Source organism: Kitasatospora sp. NRRL B-11411 (assembly GCF_000721345.1).
GTDB lineage: Bacteria > Actinomycetota > Actinomycetes > Streptomycetales > Streptomycetaceae > Kitasatospora > Kitasatospora cineracea.
Genome location: NZ_JOGH01000015.1, coordinates 1 through 16,327, shown reverse-complemented (window position 1 = coordinate 16,327; position 16,327 = coordinate 1). Strand labels below are relative to the sequence as shown.

General features: G+C 73.0%; 14 protein-coding genes and 7 tRNA genes. 12 read left to right on the top strand and 9 right to left on the bottom strand.

Translation table 11 applies throughout. The features are described 5' to 3' along the window. Positions 1 to 39 precede the first annotated feature (39 nt). Positions 40 to 2,052: an elongation factor G gene (locus IH44_RS0110115; RefSeq protein ID WP_030459113.1), complete on the top strand. Its 2,013-nt coding sequence runs from the start codon at positions 40 to 42 to the stop codon at positions 2,050 to 2,052. A 7-nt stretch (positions 2,053 to 2,059) separates the two neighbouring features. On the opposite strand, the gene IH44_RS0110110 is transcribed toward IH44_RS0110115, so the two are convergent. Continuing rightward, entirely contained in the window at positions 2,060 to 2,482 is a 423-nt protein-coding gene (locus tag IH44_RS0110110; protein WP_030459112.1) for a thiol-disulfide oxidoreductase DCC family protein, read from the bottom strand. A 191-nt stretch (positions 2,483 to 2,673) separates the two neighbouring features. Between IH44_RS0110110 and IH44_RS0110105 the strand changes: the two genes are divergently transcribed. After that, positions 2,674 to 4,317, top strand: coding sequence for a hypothetical protein (locus IH44_RS0110105; protein WP_030459111.1), 1,644 nt, complete (start codon positions 2,674 to 2,676; stop codon positions 4,315 to 4,317). Between the two features lie 63 nt (positions 4,318 to 4,380). Here IH44_RS0110105 and IH44_RS0110100 read toward each other — a convergent pair whose 3' ends face one another. Further along, entirely contained in the window at positions 4,381 to 4,938 is a 558-nt protein-coding gene (locus IH44_RS0110100; protein WP_030459110.1) for an HIT domain-containing protein, read from the bottom strand. A gap of 84 nt (positions 4,939 to 5,022) precedes the next feature. Next, positions 5,023 to 7,002 (bottom strand): threonine--tRNA ligase, encoded by a 1,980-nt coding sequence (gene thrS, locus IH44_RS0110095; protein ID WP_030459109.1) that lies wholly within the window; start codon positions 7,000 to 7,002, stop codon positions 5,023 to 5,025. A gap of 268 nt (positions 7,003 to 7,270) precedes the next feature. On the opposite strand from thrS, the gene IH44_RS0110090 reads away from it, so the two are divergent. Further along, the gene (locus IH44_RS0110090) at positions 7,271 to 8,035 is read left to right on the top strand and encodes an exonuclease domain-containing protein (RefSeq protein ID WP_051816739.1); all 765 of its coding nucleotides are present in this window, start codon (positions 7,271 to 7,273) and stop codon (positions 8,033 to 8,035) included. Between the two features lie 77 nt (positions 8,036 to 8,112). Here IH44_RS0110090 and IH44_RS0110085 read toward each other — a convergent pair. After that, positions 8,113 to 8,184: transfer RNA gene (locus IH44_RS0110085), tRNA-Val, on the bottom strand. Positions 8,185 to 8,369: 185 nt separating this feature from the next. Then, positions 8,370 to 8,441, bottom strand: a tRNA-Val gene (locus IH44_RS0110080). Between the two features lie 448 nt (positions 8,442 to 8,889). Here IH44_RS0110080 and IH44_RS0110075 point away from each other — a divergent pair. From IH44_RS0110075 to IH44_RS0110065, 3 genes are all read left to right on the top strand, one after another. Next, positions 8,890 to 9,303, top strand: a complete 414-nt coding sequence (locus IH44_RS0110075; RefSeq protein WP_030459107.1) for an SsgA family sporulation/cell division regulator — start codon at positions 8,890 to 8,892, stop codon at positions 9,301 to 9,303. A gap of 321 nt (positions 9,304 to 9,624) precedes the next feature. Then, positions 9,625 to 10,218 carry a CGNR zinc finger domain-containing protein gene (locus IH44_RS0110070; protein ID WP_030459106.1) on the top strand — a complete coding sequence of 198 codons (594 nt, stop codon included), beginning with the start codon at positions 9,625 to 9,627 and terminating at the stop codon, positions 10,216 to 10,218. A 44-nt stretch (positions 10,219 to 10,262) separates the two neighbouring features. Beyond that, on the top strand, positions 10,263 to 10,751 hold the full coding sequence (locus IH44_RS0110065) for a DsbA family protein (RefSeq protein WP_030459105.1): 489 nt from the start codon (positions 10,263 to 10,265) through the stop codon (positions 10,749 to 10,751). Between the two features lie 24 nt (positions 10,752 to 10,775). On the opposite strand, the gene IH44_RS0110060 is transcribed toward IH44_RS0110065, so the two are convergent. Genes IH44_RS0110060 through IH44_RS0110050 form a run of 3 tightly spaced genes read right to left on the bottom strand, consistent with a single transcriptional unit; the run spans position 10,776 to position 13,535 of the window. Further along, on the bottom strand, positions 10,776 to 11,621 hold the full coding sequence (locus IH44_RS0110060) for a GNAT family N-acetyltransferase (protein ID WP_030459104.1): 846 nt from the start codon (positions 11,619 to 11,621) through the stop codon (positions 10,776 to 10,778). A 55-nt stretch (positions 11,622 to 11,676) separates the two neighbouring features. Continuing rightward, positions 11,677 to 12,495, bottom strand: coding sequence for an aminotransferase class IV (locus IH44_RS0110055; RefSeq protein ID WP_030459103.1), 819 nt, complete (start codon positions 12,493 to 12,495; stop codon positions 11,677 to 11,679). Further along, positions 12,492 to 13,535, bottom strand: a complete 1,044-nt coding sequence (locus IH44_RS0110050) for a chorismate-binding protein (RefSeq protein ID WP_030459102.1) — start codon at positions 13,533 to 13,535, stop codon at positions 12,492 to 12,494. Before IH44_RS0110050 ends, IH44_RS0110055 begins: the two co-directional genes overlap by 4 nt. 357 nt (positions 13,536 to 13,892) lie before the next feature. Here IH44_RS0110050 and IH44_RS0110045 point away from each other — a divergent pair. The 5 genes from IH44_RS0110045 (at position 13,893) to IH44_RS0110025 (ending at position 14,406) form a co-directional block, all read left to right on the top strand. Continuing rightward, positions 13,893 to 13,965 (top strand) — tRNA-Gly (locus IH44_RS0110045). A gap of 43 nt (positions 13,966 to 14,008) precedes the next feature. Next, positions 14,009 to 14,079, top strand: a tRNA-Cys gene (locus tag IH44_RS0110040). Positions 14,080 to 14,118: 39 nt separating this feature from the next. Beyond that, a tRNA-Val gene (locus IH44_RS0110035) sits at positions 14,119 to 14,190 on the top strand. A gap of 34 nt (positions 14,191 to 14,224) precedes the next feature. Continuing rightward, positions 14,225 to 14,296 (top strand) — tRNA-Val (locus IH44_RS0110030). Between the two features lie 35 nt (positions 14,297 to 14,331). Next, a tRNA-Val gene (locus IH44_RS0110025) sits at positions 14,332 to 14,406 on the top strand. Positions 14,407 to 14,650: 244 nt separating this feature from the next. Here the strand turns inward: IH44_RS0110025 and IH44_RS46400 are convergent. Further along, positions 14,651 to 14,827: a hypothetical protein gene (locus tag IH44_RS46400; protein ID WP_157852248.1), complete on the bottom strand. Its 177-nt coding sequence runs from the start codon at positions 14,825 to 14,827 to the stop codon at positions 14,651 to 14,653. Between the two features lie 554 nt (positions 14,828 to 15,381). Here IH44_RS46400 and IH44_RS0110015 point away from each other — a divergent pair. Continuing rightward, positions 15,382 to 16,327 (top strand): serine/threonine-protein kinase (locus IH44_RS0110015; RefSeq protein WP_030459101.1); only part of this gene is annotated, 946 nt, incomplete at its 3' end.

Here is a 16,327-nt window from a genome sequence, read left to right as displayed (position 1 = left end):
CAATGGTATCCACGCTGATCGAGCGGCAGGAGGCCAGCCATGCCGGACCGGACGGCCCACACCCCCGCACCGCCCGCCGACCGACCCGACCGGCTCCGCAACGTGGCCCTGGTCGGGGCCGGCGGAGCCGGGAAGACCACCCTCGCCGAAGCGCTCGCCCACACCGCCGGCGTCCTGACCAGACCCGGCACCGTCCCCGACGGCACCACCACCGCCGACTGGGAGGACATCGAGCACCAGCAGCAGCGCTCCGTCCAGCTCGCCCTCCTCCCGCTCCCCTGGCGCGACCTCAAGGTCAACCTGATCGACGCCCCCGGCTACGCCGACTTCGCCGGCGAACTCCAGGCCGCCCTGCGCGCCGCCGAAGCCGCCCTGTTCGTCCACTCCGCCGCCGACCCCGAGGTCCCCCGCCCGGTCCGCGCCCTGTGGCAGCAGTGCGAGGACGCCCGCCTCCCCCGCGCGATCGTCCTCACCCACCTGAACACCGCCCGGGTCCGCCTCGACGACGTCCTGCGGATGCTCCAGGACACCCTCGGCACCCCCGACACCGTCCGCCCCCTGCACCACGCCGACCTGCGCGACGGCCACCTGCACGGCAGCACCGACCTGCTCACCGGCCGCACCTACGGCGCCCCCGGCGACACCCCCGACCTGGCCGCCGAACGCGCCCGCCTGGTCGAGGCCCTGGCCGGCGAGGACGACGCCCTGATGGCCCGCTACCTCGACGGCGAGCCCCTGGACACCGCCGCCCTCACCGCCGGACTGCGCCGCGAACTGCTGGCCGGCACCCTGCACCCCGTCCTCGCCACCGCCCCCGACGGCACCGGCTGCGACGCCCTGCTCGACCTGCTCGCCGACGCCTTCCCCTCCCCCGCCGACCGCACCGACGCCCTCCCCGCACCGGACCCGGACGCCCCGCTCACCGCCCAGGTCGTGCACACCGGCGAGGACCCCTACCTCGGCCGCCTCAGCCTGCTCAAGGTCTTCACCGGCACCCTGCGCCCCGACACCGCCGCCCACCTCCCCGACGGCACCGAGGAACGCCTCACCGCCCTGCACAGCCCCCTCGGCCACCAACTGCGCCCCGTCCCGCAGGCCGTCGCCGGCGACCTCGCCACCGTCACCAAGCTCACCGCCGCCCGCACCGGCGACACCCTCACCGCCGACCACACCGTCCTACCGCCCTGGCCACTGCCCGAAGCCCTACTCCCCACCGCCGTCCGGGCCCACTCCAAGGCCGACGAGGACAGGCTCTCCCAGGCCCTCGGCAAGCTCACCGCCCAGGACCCGGCCCTGCGCGTCGAACAGAACCCCGACACCCACCAGCTCGTCCTGTGGTGCACCGGCGAGGCCCACCTCGCCGTCACCCTCGACCGCCTCACCACCCGCCACGGCGTCCACATCGACACCGTCGACTACCGGGTCGCCCTGCGCGAGACCTTCGCCGCCCCCGCCGACGGCCACGGCCGGCACGTCAAGCAGTCCGGCGGCCACGGCCAGTACGCCGTCTGCGACCTCACCGTCGAACCACTGCCCGGCGGCGGCTTCGAATTCGTCGACCGCGTCGTCGGCGGCGCCGTCCCCCGCCACTTCGTGCCCTCCGTCGAGAAGGGCGTCCGCGCCCAGCTCGCCCAGGGCCTGCACGGCCACCCGATGACCGACGTCCGGGTCACCCTCACCGACGGCAAGGCGCACTCCGTCGACTCCTCCGACGCCGCCTTCCAGACCGCCGCCGCCCTCGCCCTCAAGGAAGCCGCCGACCACACCGCCGTCGCCGTCCTGGAACCCGTCGACGAAGTGCGCGTGCTGCTCCCCGACGAGTACCAGGGCGCCGTCCTCACCGACCTCTCCGCCCGGCGCGGACACGTCCTGGGCACCGAGGTCGGCGGACCCGGCCTCAGCCTGGTCCGCGCCGAGGTCCCCGAGCTCGAACTCACCCGCTACCCGCTCGACCTGCGCTCGCTGTCGCACGGAACCGGCCAGTTCACCCGCAGCTACCTGCGGCACGCCCCGATGCCCGCCCACCTCGCCGCCCGGCACGCCGACGGCTGACCCGCCGTCAGGAACGCCGCGGCAGCGCGCACGCCGGAGTACCGCCCGGCATCCGGTCCCGGTTCTTCGCCACCCAGCGGTAGACCACGTCCGCCACCGGCCGCACCGGCGCCAGCGCCAGCGCCCCGCCGGCCCACGCCCACAGGCCGCCCGACCGCATCAGCAGCCGCGCCAGCGCCTGCGCCCCGCCGTACACCCGGCGGTCCGGCGTCACCCACAGCACCTCCCGCGAGGCCCGCTCCGCCGACACCTCCCCGCCGGTGAACTCCGCCAGCGCCGCCATGTCCGCGAACTGCCACGCCACCGCGTCCCACCCCGCCGAGGACAGGCTCTGCCGCGGGTAGCGCTCCGCCCACCGCACGCAGCTGGAACAGAACGCGCAATCACCGTCGAAAACCAGCACCGGCCCCGGTGCGTACGCACTCGTCATGCCCGAGATCCTCCACCCCCGCGGCACCGGCCGACAAACCGGGGGCGTCGAACCCGCCCGCACGGGGCAACATCACCCCGGAAACGCCGCGCGCGGCCGATATGTGACCCAGGATCAGCCGATGATCCGCACGGCCCGGCCCCCGCACGGTAACCTGCCGCAGATCGATCAGGGGAGAAGGAGCTGCACAGGTGACTCAGCTCGACATGACGCCGGGCGCGCAGGTACCACGGACGGACGTCGGCAACCAGACCGCGGTCACCCAGGCGTTCTCCTCCGCCGCCTACCGCAACGGCGACTACACCGAACTGGAAGTCCTCACCGGAGTCACGGTCAAGAAGGGCAAGTTCGCGCTCTTCCGCCCCAGCGCCGGCGAGGCCTTCAGCCGCGCCCTGATCGACCGCACCCTCGGCGGCGGCCGCAAACCGCTCGTCCCCTCGCACGGCACCGACGTCCGGATGGTCGTCGAGCACTGCCTGGCCGCCGAGGACCTCCGCGAGGCCCGGGACCGCAAGCTGGCCGGCCTCAGCCTGCTCTTCGGCCTGCTCTTCCTGCCCGGCACCCTGGTCTGGCTGGCCGCCTACCAGGCCCGCGCCTGGCTCGGCAGCAAGAAGTCCGCCGCCAAGGACGGCTTCATCGGCACCCTGGCCCTGCTGCTCGCCCTCGGCCTGACCCTCCTGCTGCTGATCCGCCCGCCCTTCGGCGGCCCGCTCGGCCTCTACTTCCGGGTGGTGATGCTCGGCCCGGTCCTCGGCTGGTACCTGGCCAAGCGCACCGTGGTCGCCAGCGTCATGCAGCAGCGCGCCCGCTGGGGGGACCTGGTCGGCGGCAGCCCGGTCGCCGCCGTCGTCCCCAAGGCCGTCCCCAAGGACCACCTGGACAAGAAGGCCAACGCGCTCAAGGCCGGCCTGGACCGCCTCACCACCGAACAGGCCACCAACGTCCAGCACCAGGCCGGACCCAAGGGCATCCTCGGCATCGGCGCCCGCTGGGCCGAGTGGTCCCTGGCCGAGGACCTCCGCCCCGCCGAGGGCCACACCGACTTCCGGACCTTCCACGTCGCCGACCTCACCCGCCGGATCGCCGACCGCCTCTCCGGCCTGACCAGCAGCGACGTGCCCAACGGCGGCCTGCCCCGCCCGCAGATCAGCCACTGGGTGCTGCTGGACATCGGCGAGGGCGCCGACGAGATCGGCCGCCCCTCCGGCCCCGACATGGACGGCGACCGGATGCGCGACTTCGCCGTCCAGGAACTCGCCAGCAAGCAGAGCCTCGGCGCCGAGACCCGGCACCGCATTGCCGTCCAGTTCGTCCTGCACAAGGGCCAGTTGGTCGCCACCATCGTCGTCAACGTGATGGTGCTCGCCCACAACCTGCAGATCCACGTCACCCCGCACACCCTCGGCCCGATCAACGGCTACTTCACCGGCAAGCCGAAGGTCCCCGAGAAGGACGTCACCAAGACCTTCCGGTTCTGGGAGACCCGCACCGTCCAACTCCCGGTCGTCACCGACCTCGAAGTGGTCCGGCAGGCCGTCCGCGCCCCCTTCCACAAGATCCCCGGCCTGCAGAAGTGGCTCGGCGGCTCGATCGCCTTCCCCGAACCGCTCTGCCTGCGCCAGGCCTGGGCCGACCCGACCTGGAACAGCCGCTTCAAGTCGGACGACACCATCTACCTGCCCCGCCCGATCGTCGGCATCATCCACGCCGCCGTGATCGAGTTCCTCGAGGAGCACGACGTCGCCACCGACCGGATCACCAACCGCTCCAACATCCTGCGCAGCGAGATCCAGGGCACCCGCCCGTTCCGCGCCGACAAGTACGACGCCGGCTGACCGGACCCGCCGCACGAGCAGCAGGGGCGTACGGGAACCCTCCCGCACGCCCCTGAGCCGCTGTCAGACCGGCCACACCTCGGACAGCATCTTCCGGGTGTCCGCCAGCAGCTGCGGCAGCACCTTGGTCTGCCCCACCACCGGCATGAAGTTCGTGTCCCCGCCCCAGCGCGGCACCACGTGCTGGTGCAGGTGCGCGGCGATCCCGGCACCCGCGGCCGCCCCCTGGTTCATCCCGATGTTGAACCCGTGCGCCCCCGACGCCGCCCGCAGCGCCGTCATCGCCTTCTTGGTGAACTCCCCCAGCTCGGCCGTCTCCGGCCCGTCCAGCTCGGTGTAGTCCGCGACGTGCCGGTACGGCACCACCATCAAGTGCCCGCCGTTGTACGGGTACAGGTTCAGCACCGCGAACACCGACTCGCCGCGCTGCACGATCAGCCCGTCCTCGTCGCTCAGCTTCGGGATCGAGCAGAACGGACAACCGTCGTCGGGAGCCGGCCCGGTGGGCTTGTTCTCGCCCTGGATGTACGCCATCCGGTGGGGTGTCCACAGGCGACGGAAGCCGTCCGGCTCCCCCACGCCCCGCTGCAGTTCCGGCTCACTCGTCATGCCCGCCAGCATAAGCGCCACGGCCCACGAACAGAGCAGTGCGGGGCGCCCTCCCGAAGGAGGCCGCCCCGCACCGTCACGTCAGTCCCGCAGGTCTCAGACCTGCACCCGGCTGCGCACCGCCTCGACGATCTCCGCGATCGCCTCGGCCTTCGGCACGCCGTTCTTCTGCTCGCCACTGCGGTAGCGGAACGACACCGCGCCGGCCTCGACGTCGTCGTTGCCCGCGATCAGCATGAACGGCACCTTGGTCTTCTGGGCGTTGCGGATCTTCTTCTGCATCCGGTCGTCCGAGGTGTCGACCTCGACCCGGATCCCGTGCTTCTTCAGCTCGGCCGCCACGTCCAGCAGGTACGGCACGTGCTCGTCGGTGATCGGGATGCCGGTGACGGTGACCGGGGCCAGCCACGGCGGCATGGCGCCCGCGTAGTGCTCCAGCAGCACCGCGAAGAAGCGCTCGATCGAGCCGAACAGCGCCCGGTGGATCATGACCGGCCGCTGCCGCGAACCGTCCGCCGCGGTGTACTCGAGGTCGAAGCGGTTCGGCAGGTTGAAGTCGAGCTGGACGGTCGACATCTGCCAGGTCCGCCCGATCGCGTCGCGCGCCTGCACCGAGATCTTCGGGCCGTAGAAGGCCGCGCCGCCCGGGTCCGGCACCAGCGGCAGGCCCTGCTTCTCGGCCACGCTGGCCAGGACGGCGGTGGCCTCCTCCCAGTCCTCGTCCGACCCGACGAACTTCTCCGGGTCCTTGGTGGACAGCTCCAGGTAGAAGTCGTTCAGGCCGTAGTCGCGCAGCAGGTCCAGCACGAAGGTCAGCGTGCGGTCCAGCTCGTCGGCCATCTGCTCACGGGTGCAGTAGATGTGCGCGTCGTCCTGGGTGAAGCCGCGGGCGCGGGTCAGGCCGTGCACGACGCCGGACTTCTCGTAGCGGTAGACCGTCCCGAACTCGAAGAGGCGCAGCGGCAGTTCGCGGTAGGAGCGGCCGCGCGCGTCGAAGATCAGGTTGTGCATCGGGCAGTTCATCGGCTTGAGGTAGTAGTCGACGCCCTCGTCCAGCTGCATGGGGGGGTACATGCCGTCGGCGTACCAGTCGAGGTGGCCGCTGGTCTCGAACAGCTTCCCCTTGGTGGCGTGGGGGGTGTAGACGAACTCGTAGCCCTCCTCCTCGTGCCGCTTGCGCGAGTAGTCCTCCATGGTGCGGCGGATGATGCCGCCCTTGGGGTGGAAGACGGCGAGGCCGGAGCCGATCTGCTCGGGGATCGAGAACAGGTCGAGCTCGTTGCCGAGCTTGCGGTGGTCGCGCTTGGCGGCCTCCTCGAGGAAGTCGAGGTGGGCCTTGAGCTCGTCCTTGGTGGGCCACGCGGTGCCGTAGAGGCGCTGCAGCATGGGGTTCTTCTCGCTGCCGCGCCAGTACGCGGCGGCCGAGCGCATCAGCTTGAACGCCGGGATGTGCCGGGTGCTGGGCAGGTGCGGGCCGCGGCAGAGGTCGCCCCAGCAGAGCTCGCCGGTCTTCGGGTCGAGGTTGTCGTAGATGGTGAGCTCGCCGGCGCCGACCTCGACGTCGGCGCCCTCGCCGGCCGTGGCGGCCGAGCCCTTGAGGCCGATCAGTTCGAGCTTGTAGGGCTCCTTGGCGAGCTCCTCGCGAGCGGCCTCGTCGGTGACCACGCGGCGGGAGAACTTCTGCCCCCGCTTGATGATCTCCTGCATCTTCTTCTCGATGGTCTTGAGGTCGTCCGGCTGGAACGGCCGCTCGACGTCGAAGTCGTAGTAGAAGCCGTCCCGGACGGGCGGGCCGATGCCGAGCTTGGCCTCGGGGAAGACCTGCTGGACGGCCTGGGCCATCACGTGGGCGGTGGAGTGCCGCAGGATGTCGAGGCCGTCGGGGCTGGAGATCACGACGGGTTCGACCTCGTCGCCGTCCCGGACGACGTGGGCGAGGTCCTTGAGCTGGCCGCCGATCCGGGCGGCGATCACGGCGCGGTCGTCGGCGAAGAGCTCGGCGGCCGTAGTGCCCGTGGTCACCACGCGCTCTTCCCGATCGGGTTCGCGGTTGATGATGATCCGGACGTCCGTCACCGGTCTCTCCTGACGTTCTGGCTACCGTGGCGCAGCTGAACCGCTGCACCGTGCATGGTACCGAGCCGGGCCGCGTCCCCGTCGCCAAGGCCCGTTCGCGGCCCGGGTGATCGTCCGGTCACGTTCCGCGACGATCCGGCCGCCGGGACGGTTGGCCGCCCGCCAAGTGCGGTATCACTCCTGCACGGCGCTGCCGCTGCACCGGTCCTCGGTGGCAGCGGCCGCCCGGCAAGGACCGTGCGGCGTCTGAGGGGGCGTCATGCAGCAGATCCGTTCCTGGTACCGCGGCCCGCTGGCGTCCTTCGACACCGAGACCACGGGTGTCGACGTCGAGCGGGACAGAATCGTTTCGGCCGCCCTGGTGGTGCAGCCCGCACCGGGCCGGGAGGCCGCCGTCCGGACGTGGCTGGCGAATCCGGGGGTGCCGATCCCGGAGCCGGCCCGCGCGGTGCACGGCATCTCGGACGAGCAGGTGCGGGCGTACGGCCGGCCGCCGCGGGCGGTCGCGGTGGAGGTGGCGCTGGCCCTGGCCGAGCAGTCCCGGGCGGGCGTGCCGCTGGTGGTGATGAACGCTCCGTACGATCTGACGCTGCTGGACCGGGAGTTGCGCCGGCACGGGGCGGGTTCGCTGCCGGAGGTGCTGGGCGGCGCGGAGCTGCTGGTGCTCGACCCGCGGGTGCTGGACAAGCAGCTGGACCGCTACCGCAAGGGCCGCCGCACGCTGACCGACCTGTGCGCGCACTACGGGGTCTCGCTGGTGGGCGCGCACGACGCGGCGGCGGACGCGCTGGCGGCGATGGACCTGGTGCGCGCGGTGGCCTCCCGGCACGAGGCGCGCCTCGGTGCGCTGACGCCGGCCGAGCTGCACCTGCGGCAGGCGGTGTGGCACGCGGCGCAGGCACGCGGCCTGGAGCGGTGGTTCGAGCGCGCGGGCACCCCGGAACGGGTGGACACGGCCTGGCCGATGCGCCCGGCCCGCTGCCACTGCGGCGGGCGCCTGGAGCCGGGCCACGCCTGCGAGTTGGCGGCCTGACGCCCCGTCGGGACCGCCCGGCCCGGGAAACGCCGCAGGCCCCGACAGCGTGGTCGGGGCCTGCGGTTGGTGCTCGGTGGGCGATACTGGGATCGAACCAGTGACCCCTTCGGTGTGAACGAAGTGCTCTCCCGCTGAGCTAATCGCCCGGGCAACGAGAAGAACTGTAGCACCACTTGGGCCCCGGTTCACAATCCGTTCCCCGGACGGTCCCCCAGTTCCCGTTCCGGGACGGCACGTTGAATGACCGTCAGAACTCGGCGCCCGGCACGCGGAAAAGGCGTAGGGCCCCGACCTGATAAACAAGTCGGAGCCCTACGCCTGTGCATTCCGGTGGGCGATACTGGGATCGAACCAGTGACCCCTTCGGTGTGAACGAAGTGCTCTCCCGCTGAGCTAATCGCCCGGGTGCAGGGAAAACATTACCCCATCCGCGCGGGTGCTCCGAACACCCTCGCCACCGCCGCGCCCGCCCCGCTCCCCCGCCCCCGGGGCCGGCCCCCGCCCGACCGCCCCGACCAGCGGCGCGGGCCGGGCACGCCGAGTGACGCCCCCGGTCGGGGCGGTCGCCGGGCCTGGCCGGACGGGGGCCGGCCGGGCGCGCGCCGGGCCAGGTTCGTGGGTTCCTCCAGTCCCGCCGCGGCCGCCCCGGTGCGACCCCCGGTAATGCCCTGCCGTTACCGGTCCGCCGCTCGGGCGACCGGACCGGCCGGGGGATTCCGCAATGCGCCGGAAGGGGTACGACTCGCACCGGAATCGGGACAGACGGGTTTACACCGGGCTTTCAGGTGGGATGGTCCGTTCGCCGACGTGCGATTCCCCGAGCGCACACTGAGCGAAAGGCCCTGGCGCTTATGAACACCACGGTCAGCTGCGAGCTGCACCTGCGCCTCATCGTGTCCAGCGAGTCGTCACTGCCCGTCCCCGCGGGCCTGCGCTACGACACTGCCGACCCCTATGCCGTGCACGCGACGTTCCACACCGGAGCAGACGAGACCGTGGAGTGGGTGTTCGCCCGCGACCTCCTCGCGGAGGGGCTGCACCGACCGACCGGTACCGGCGACGTCCGGGTGTGGCCGTCCCGCAGCCACGGTCAAGGCGTGGTTTGCATCGCCCTGAGCTCTCCGGAAGGAGAGGCCCTGCTGGAGGCCCCGGCCCGGGCGCTTGAGTCCTTCCTCAAGCGGACGGACGCCGCGGTGCCCCCCGGCACCGAACACCGTCACTTCGACCTCGACCGGGAGCTTTCCCACATCCTCGCCGAGAACTGAGCCCCGAACGAGTACGGCCCGCCGTCGCGCGGCGGCGGGAACGCCTCGATGCGCACCGTCCTACTCGGGGGCACGGTCGCAGCTCGCAGCCGCCACGGCGGCCTCGGGGCCGGCCCCGGGCGTCCCTCCCACCGGAGCGGACGCCCGGGGCCCAGTCACGTCCGGGTCCGGGCCGCGTCCGGTCGGATCCGGTCGCTTCACGTCACGGCCTGGTCACGTCCCGGCCCGCGCACCCGCCCCGGTGGCGGCCCGGGCCGGTAGAGTCGGCGCGCGATGACCGACGCGACGGCCCCCGGCCGGCGCCGCGTGAGGAGCCCCCACGTGCTGATCACCCATGACACCGAGTGCGCGCTGAGCATCCTGGTGGAGCTGCTGAACACGGCGCCGGAGGCGTGCGGCAGCGAACAGCTGCCCGACGTGGCGGCGCTGAGCGCGTTCGTGGTCCGGCAGGAGATCAGCGAGATCGACTCGCTCGGTCCGGCGGACCTGGCGGCCGTGCACGAGCTGCGCTCCCGGCTGCGCGAGGTGTTCTCGGCCGGGTCGGTCGAGCGGGCCGCCGGGCTGGTGAACGCCCTGGTCGCGGAGGCCGGGACCACGCCCCGGCTGACCAACCACGACCACCACGGCTGGCACATCCACTACTTCGCCCCGCACGCCGCGATCGGCCGGCACCTGGCCGCCGAGCTGAGCATGGCGCTGGCGTTCATCGTGATGGCCGGCGAGCTGGAGCGGCTGCGCCGCTGCGAGGCGCCGAGCTGCGCCCGGGTCTTCGTCGACCTGTCCCGCAACCGTTCGCGCCGCTACTGCGACAGCCGCACCTGCGGCAACCGGCTGCACGTCGCCGCGTACCGGGCCCGGCAGCGCTCGGCGGAGGCCGCGGCCGAGGCGGAGGCGGTGCCGGCCCCGGGGCGCTGAGGCGGCGGTCGGCGGGGCGCCGCCGACCTGGGAGACTTGGCGGCATGAGTGATTCCTCGCTGCCCCGTGTCGAGTTCTGGTGCGACCTGCTGTGCCCCGACTGCCGTACCGCGCTGGACGACGTCCGGGCGCTGCGGGAGCGGTTCGGTGACGCGCTGACCGTCGAGCTGCGGCACTTCCCGCTGGAGAAGCACAAGTACGCGTACCCGGCGGCCGAGGCGGCGGCGGAGGCGTTCGAGCAGGGGCGCGGCTGGGAGTTCGTGGAGGCCGTGCTGGAGCGGCTGGCGGACGTCGAGCGGGGCGGGGCTCCGGTGCTGGTGGAGATCGCCGGTGCGGTGGGCGTGGACGCGGACGAGGTGGACACCGCGCTGGTCGACGGGCGGCACATGCTGTGGGTCGACTCGGACGTGGCGGAGGGCCGGGCGATCGGGGTCAAGGGCACGCCGACGTACGTGGTGGCCGGGAAGCGGCTGGACGGCGGGCAGTCGCAGGAGGGGCTGCGGGAGCGGATCGTCGAGCTGCTGAACGGCTGAGGGCGGCCCGGGGCGGCGGGGTGGTCAGCCCAGGGGTTTGCTGAGCAGGTGCCGGGTGGTCCGGTAGCCGAGCGACTCGTACAGCCCGATCGCCACCCCGTTGTCGCGGAAGACGTTGAGGCCGAGGTGGCGGACGCCGGCCCGCAGGCACTCGCGTTCGGCGATGTGCATGAGGGTGCGGCCGTGGCCCCGGCCGCGGTGTTCGGGGGCGACCTTGACCAGCATCACCCAGGCGAGCGGGCTGCCGTCGGGGAGGCGGTCCTGGTGGAGGGTGACCCAGATGCTGCCGAGGACGCGGCCGTCGGCGTCCAGCAGGTGGCGCAGCACGGTGCCGACGGTGCCGGGGCCGACCGGGAGGGCGCGGCGGTGGTCGTTCTCGGCGCGGGCGGTGGCCTCGTCGGGGCCGAGGCCGGCGGTGAGCAGTTCCTCGCGGTAGCCGGCGACGGCGTCCCGGCGCCAGTCCGGGTACTCCTCGGCGGTGATCGGACGGTCCGTCAATCCCTCTGGTATCGGCGGGAGTTGGGCGAGGTCCTTGCCGAGGTTGCGCATCTGTTCGGTGTAGCCGAGGGTGTGCGCGAGGTGCAGGGCGACGGTGGCTCCGGCCGGGACGGTGACCTGGGCGCGGGCGCAGCCCCAGTAGCGGAGGACCTCCTCGGCGGCCAGGGCGGCGACGGTGGCGCGGCCGCGGCGGCGGTCCGGTTCGGCCACTTCGAGTTCGCAGATCTCGCCGGGGTACTGGCCGGTGCGGGCCCACGCGTTGGTGCGCAGGCCGCCCGCCCGGCGGCCGTTCACCATGATGTGCCAGCGCTGCGTCCGCCCGCCGCCGACGCCCGCTTCCTCGGGCCCGTCGGGCCGCAACGTGGTGGTCATGCCGTCTCCCTTTCCCGCCCCGGACGTTCTTCTATCCCCGTGCTGCCGCCGGTGTTCAGACCGGGTCGCGGTCCTGGGCGGCGCGTTCGGCGAAGACCTCCATGGCCTTGCGGGTGACCGGGCCGACGCCGGGGAGTTCGCGGTCGTCGATCCGGGTGACGGCCTGGACGTCGCGGAGGGTGGAGGTCAGGAAGACCTCCTCGGCTTCGGCGAGGGCCTCGATCGGGACGTCGGCCTCCTCGGCGCCGGTCCAGTCGACGACCAGGTGGCGGGTGATGCCGGCCAGGCAGCCGGAGGCGAGGGTGGGGGTGACCAGGCGGCCGTCGAGGACCAGGAAGACGTTGGAGCCGGTGCCCTCGCAGAGCAGGCCGGCGGTGTTGGCGAGGAGGGCCTCGCTGGCGCCGGCCCGGTGGGCGGCGGCGAGGGCGACGACGTTCTCGGCGTAGGAGGTGGTCTTGAGGCCGGTGACGGCGGAGTGCTCGTTGCGGCGCCAGGGGACGGTGACGACCGCGGTGGTCTCGGGGCGGGGGTGGGCGCTGCCGAGGGCGACGACCAGGCTGGGGGCGGCGGTGCCGCGTTCGGAGCCGAGCGGGGAGGTGCCGCCGGTGTAGGTGATGCGCAGGCGGCCGAGCGGCAGCGACTTGGCGGCGAGGACGGCGGCGCAGGCTTCGCGGACCAGGTCGTGGTCGGGGTCGGGGAGGCCGAGGCCGCGGGCGGAGCGGGTGAGGCGGTCGAGGTGCCGGGTGAGGGCGAAGAGTTCGCCGTGCTCGGCCTTGACGGTTTCGAAGACGCCGTCGCCGACGGTGAGTCCGTGGTCGAGGACGGGGAGTGCGGCGGTGTCCTCGGTGCTGAGGGTTCCGTTGACCCAGATCATCGGCGGCTTGCTCCTTCGGGTGTTTCGGGGGTGCCGGTGGAGGCTATCGCCACCAGTCGGGCGGCTTTGAGCTCGGTTTCCCGCCATTCGCGGTCGGGGTCGGAGTCCCAGGTGATGCCGGCGCCGGTGCCGAACTTGAGGACGGGGGCGCCGGTGGCGGGGCGTTCGATCCAGAAGGAGCGGATGCCGACGGCGAGTTCGGCCTCGCCGCGGTCGGCGTCGACCCAGCCGACGGCGCCGCAGTAGGGGCCGCGGGGGGCGGTCTCCAGGGCGTCGATGATCCGCAGGGCGCTGCTCTTGGGGGCGCCGGTGACGGATCCGGGCGGGAAGGTGGCGGCGAAGAGCTCGGGCCAGCCGGCGTCGGGGCGCAGGGTGCCCTCGACGGTGGAGACCAGGTGGACCAGGCCGGGGTGCTTCTCGACGGCGCAGAGGTCGGGGACGGTGACGGTGCCGGTCCCGCAGACCCGGCCGAGGTCGTTGCGGACCAGGTCGACGATCATCACGTTCTCGGCGTGGTCCTTGTCGAGCAGGTCGTGCTCGGTGCGGCCGGTGCCCTTGATCGGGCCGGAGCGGACGGTGCGGCCGCGGCGGGCGAGGTAGAGCTCGGGGGAGGCGGTGGCGATCTCGACGCCGTGCTCGGGGAGGCGGATCGTTCCTGCGTACGGCGCGGGGTTGTGGGCGGCGAGCAGGCCGGTGAGGGCGTCGATGTCGGTGCGGGCGGGGTCGGGCAGCGGGGCGCTCAACACCCGGCAGAGGTTGGCCTGGTAGACCTCGCCGGCGGCGATGTGCTCGCGGATCCGGCGGACTCCGGCCCGGTAGGCGTCGGCGTCGAGGGAGCTGTGCCAGGCGGCGGGGGCGGGGCCCTGCCAGCGGGCGGTGGCGGGCGGGGCCGGGTCGGGGCGGACGTCGGCGAACCGGGCGCAGGTGAGGCGGCCCTCGAAGTCGTGGGCGACGGCCCAGAACCCGCCGCGGTCAAGGACGGCCGGGTCGTGGCTGACTTCGCGCAGTCCGGTGGCGAGGCGGCCGGCGAAGCGGGCCATCGGCTGGTCGGGGCTGAGGGGGGCGGTGCGGCCGGACACGGTTCTCCTGCGCGGATTTCGGTGCTGCCCGCCGGCGGCGCCGGGCCGGGCGCCCGGCGGGACCGGCCGGGCGGGGCCTGGTGGCGGCGCCGGTCCGCGCGGGCGCGGGACGGGCCCCGGGGGATCGCCCCGGTACCGGAAAGTCTAGGTCGGGGGCCTGGGAGAACGCCCGGGCCGGGCGGGGCGGTTCGGCATGCGGCGGCCACCCCCGCGCCACGCTGCGGGAACGGATTTTTCAGCTGGGCCGGGAATCCGCTAGAGTTCAACACGTCGCCAGGGAGCGCAGCCGGGAAAACCGGAAAGCACCCGGGCCGACAGGCGGACGTGGCTCAGTTGGTAGAGCATCACCTTGCCAAGGTGAGGGTCGCGAGTTCGAATCTCGTCGTCCGCTCGATGGAGAACGGGTAAGATCGTTCTTCAGAAGTGAGTTGCCTGGTGGAGTGGCCGAGAGGCGAGGCAACGGCCTGCAAAGCCGTGTACACGGGTTCAAATCCCGTCTCCACCTCAAAGAGGTGCCGTCCGGTTCCGACCGGAGGCCCTCCCCGCGCGATTAGCTCAGCGGGAGAGCACTACCTTGACACGGTAGGGGTCACTGGTTCAATCCCAGTATCGCGCACTGGTCTTCGGATCCCGGTCCTTCGGATCGACCCGCGCGATTAGCTCAGCGGGAGAGCACTACCTTGACACGGTAGGGGTCACTGGTTCAATCCCAGTATCGCGCACTCAGGCTTCCCAGCAGGGGATTCCTGGCGCACCCGCGCGATTAGCTCAGCGGGAGAGCACTACCTTGACACGGTAGGGGTCACTGGTTCAATCCCAGTATCGCGCACCACGGTTGAGAGCCGCAGTCCGTCCGGACTGCGGCTCTCGGCGTTTCTGCGCGTTTCTGCCGTTGCGCGGGAGACGACCGGCGGGCCGTTGCGGGAACGACCGGTGGCCGGGAACGGCACGCCCTCACCGACGTGTCGTTCCCGGCCATCGGGTGGGCCGGAGCTGCAGCCTGTGCCACTCACTTGAGTCCGTCCACGACTGTGAGGGCGGCTCCGGCCGGCGAAGACCCCCACCCCATGAGGGGGTCAGCGCCCGATCAGGTCGGCGACCGCTCTGGTCTGGGTCGCCAATTGGTCCCACGCTCCGAACAGGGCCAGCAGCAGGACCGCGCAGGGCAGGACGATGGCGAGGGCGACGACCGGGTGCCGGGTCTCCGTGGCGGGGAGGTGGCGGCGGCGAAGGGCTCTGGTGAGCGGTGCCATGGTGTGCGGGCTCCTGCCGGGCTGGGTGCTGCGGGTCGGGTTCGGAGGGGGTGGGACGGGTGGTGCGGTCTGGCAGCGGGGGCGGGTTCTCGGGGGACGAGCGGGCCCGCCCTCGCTGTGGACAACCGTATGGCGGGGTGGGTGTCCGGGTCGTCATGCCCGCGTACCGTTCCGATCGCCTCCGCTGGGATGAGGCGTGGTGCGGCGGCCTACTCCTGGAGGCGGAGACCGGTGCGCGGGTACCCCTAGACCACCCTGGGGGCGCCCCCTGGGGGTCGGCTCGATCGGCGGCGGAGCCCGGGTTCTGACGGGGCGTGAACGGCGGGCGCCGGGCGGTTCGGACACGGATCGCCGCCGGTGGCGGGCGGGGTCCGGGCGTCCGGGGACGGAGCGTACGGCACCAATCCGACAATCCGACCGGCGGTTCGCGTGTTGCGTGTCGACGCGGGGCCACCACCTGTCCGTAAGCTGTCCCGAGACGGTTGCCTGACGATGCCCCACATCCGACGGGGCCTCATCCCACAAGCTGACGGAACGGGAACGGGTACGGGCAGATGGCAATGATGCGGCTGAGGCGTGAGGACCCCCGCATCGTCGGCCCGTACCGGCTGCACCGGCGGCTGGGCGCCGGCGGGATGGGCGTGGTGTACCTCGGCTCCGACCGCAAGGGGCAGCGGGTCGCACTGAAGCTGATCCGCGCCGAGCTGGCCGAGGACGCCGAGTTCCGCACCCGGTTCGCCCGGGAGATCGCCGCCGCCTCCCGGATCCGCGGCGGGTGCACGGCCCGGGTGGTCGGCTCCGACATCGAGACCGAACGGCCCTGGCTGGCCACCGCGTACGTGCCCGGGCCCTCGCTGTACAAGCAGGTCTCCGAGGAGGGGCCGCTGGCCTGGCCGGACGCCGCCCGGATCGGCTCGGCGCTGGCCGACGGGCTGGTGAAGGTGCACGAGGCCGGGGTGGTGCACCGGGACCTCAAGCCGTCGAACATCCTGCTCTCCCCCAAGGGCCCGCGGATCATCGACTTCGGCATCGCCTGGTCGCGCGGCGCCTCCACGCTCACCCACGTCGGCACCGCGGTCGGCTCGCCCGGCTTCCTGGCGCCCGAGCAGGTGCGCGGCGCGGCCGTCACGCCCGCCACCGACGTGTTCGCGTTCGGGGCGACGGTGGCCTTCGCGCTGACCGGGGAGTCGCCGTTCGGGTCCGGCGCCTCCTCCGAGGTGATGCTGTACCGGGTGGTGCACGAGGAGCCCGACCTGACCGGCATCCCGCCGGTGCTGGCACCGCTGGTGCGCGCCTGCCTGGCCAAGGAGCCGTCCGAGCGCCCGCCGGCCGCGGCGCTGCACGAGCGGTTGAGCGAGCTCGCGGCGCGCGGCGGCGGCCGGGCCGGGCGGAGCGGCGCCGCCGTCCGGGCCGACGAGGCGCACGCGCCCGCCGCGCCGCCCGCCGACGGTCCCGCGGAGGGCGCTCCGCCGGCCCGCCGGGCGGCTGCCGGTGCGGCGC

What these genes read in the sequence shown, in the direction of transcription:
- IH44_RS0110115 (WP_030459113.1), top strand. Translation starts at nt 40, where the DNA reads ATGCCGGACCGGACGGCCCACACCCCCGCACCGCCCGCCGACCGACCC.
- IH44_RS0110110 (WP_030459112.1), bottom strand. Translation starts at nt 2,482, where the DNA reads ATGACGAGTGCGTACGCACCGGGGCCGGTGCTGGTTTTCGACGGTGAT.
- IH44_RS0110100 (WP_030459110.1), bottom strand. Translation starts at nt 4,938, where the DNA reads ATGCTGGCGGGCATGACGAGTGAGCCGGAACTGCAGCGGGGCGTGGGG.
- IH44_RS0110075 (WP_030459107.1), top strand. Translation starts at nt 8,890, where the DNA reads ATGAACACCACGGTCAGCTGCGAGCTGCACCTGCGCCTCATCGTGTCC.
- IH44_RS0110065 (WP_030459105.1), top strand. Translation starts at nt 10,263, where the DNA reads ATGAGTGATTCCTCGCTGCCCCGTGTCGAGTTCTGGTGCGACCTGCTG.
- IH44_RS0110060 (WP_030459104.1), bottom strand. Translation starts at nt 11,621, where the DNA reads ATGACCACCACGTTGCGGCCCGACGGGCCCGAGGAAGCGGGCGTCGGC.
- IH44_RS0110055 (WP_030459103.1), bottom strand. Translation starts at nt 12,495, where the DNA reads ATGATCTGGGTCAACGGAACCCTCAGCACCGAGGACACCGCCGCACTC.
- IH44_RS0110050 (WP_030459102.1), bottom strand. Translation starts at nt 13,535, where the DNA reads ATGGCCCGCTTCGCCGGCCGCCTCGCCACCGGACTGCGCGAAGTCAGC.
- IH44_RS46400 (WP_157852248.1), bottom strand. Translation starts at nt 14,827, where the DNA reads ATGGCACCGCTCACCAGAGCCCTTCGCCGCCGCCACCTCCCCGCCACG.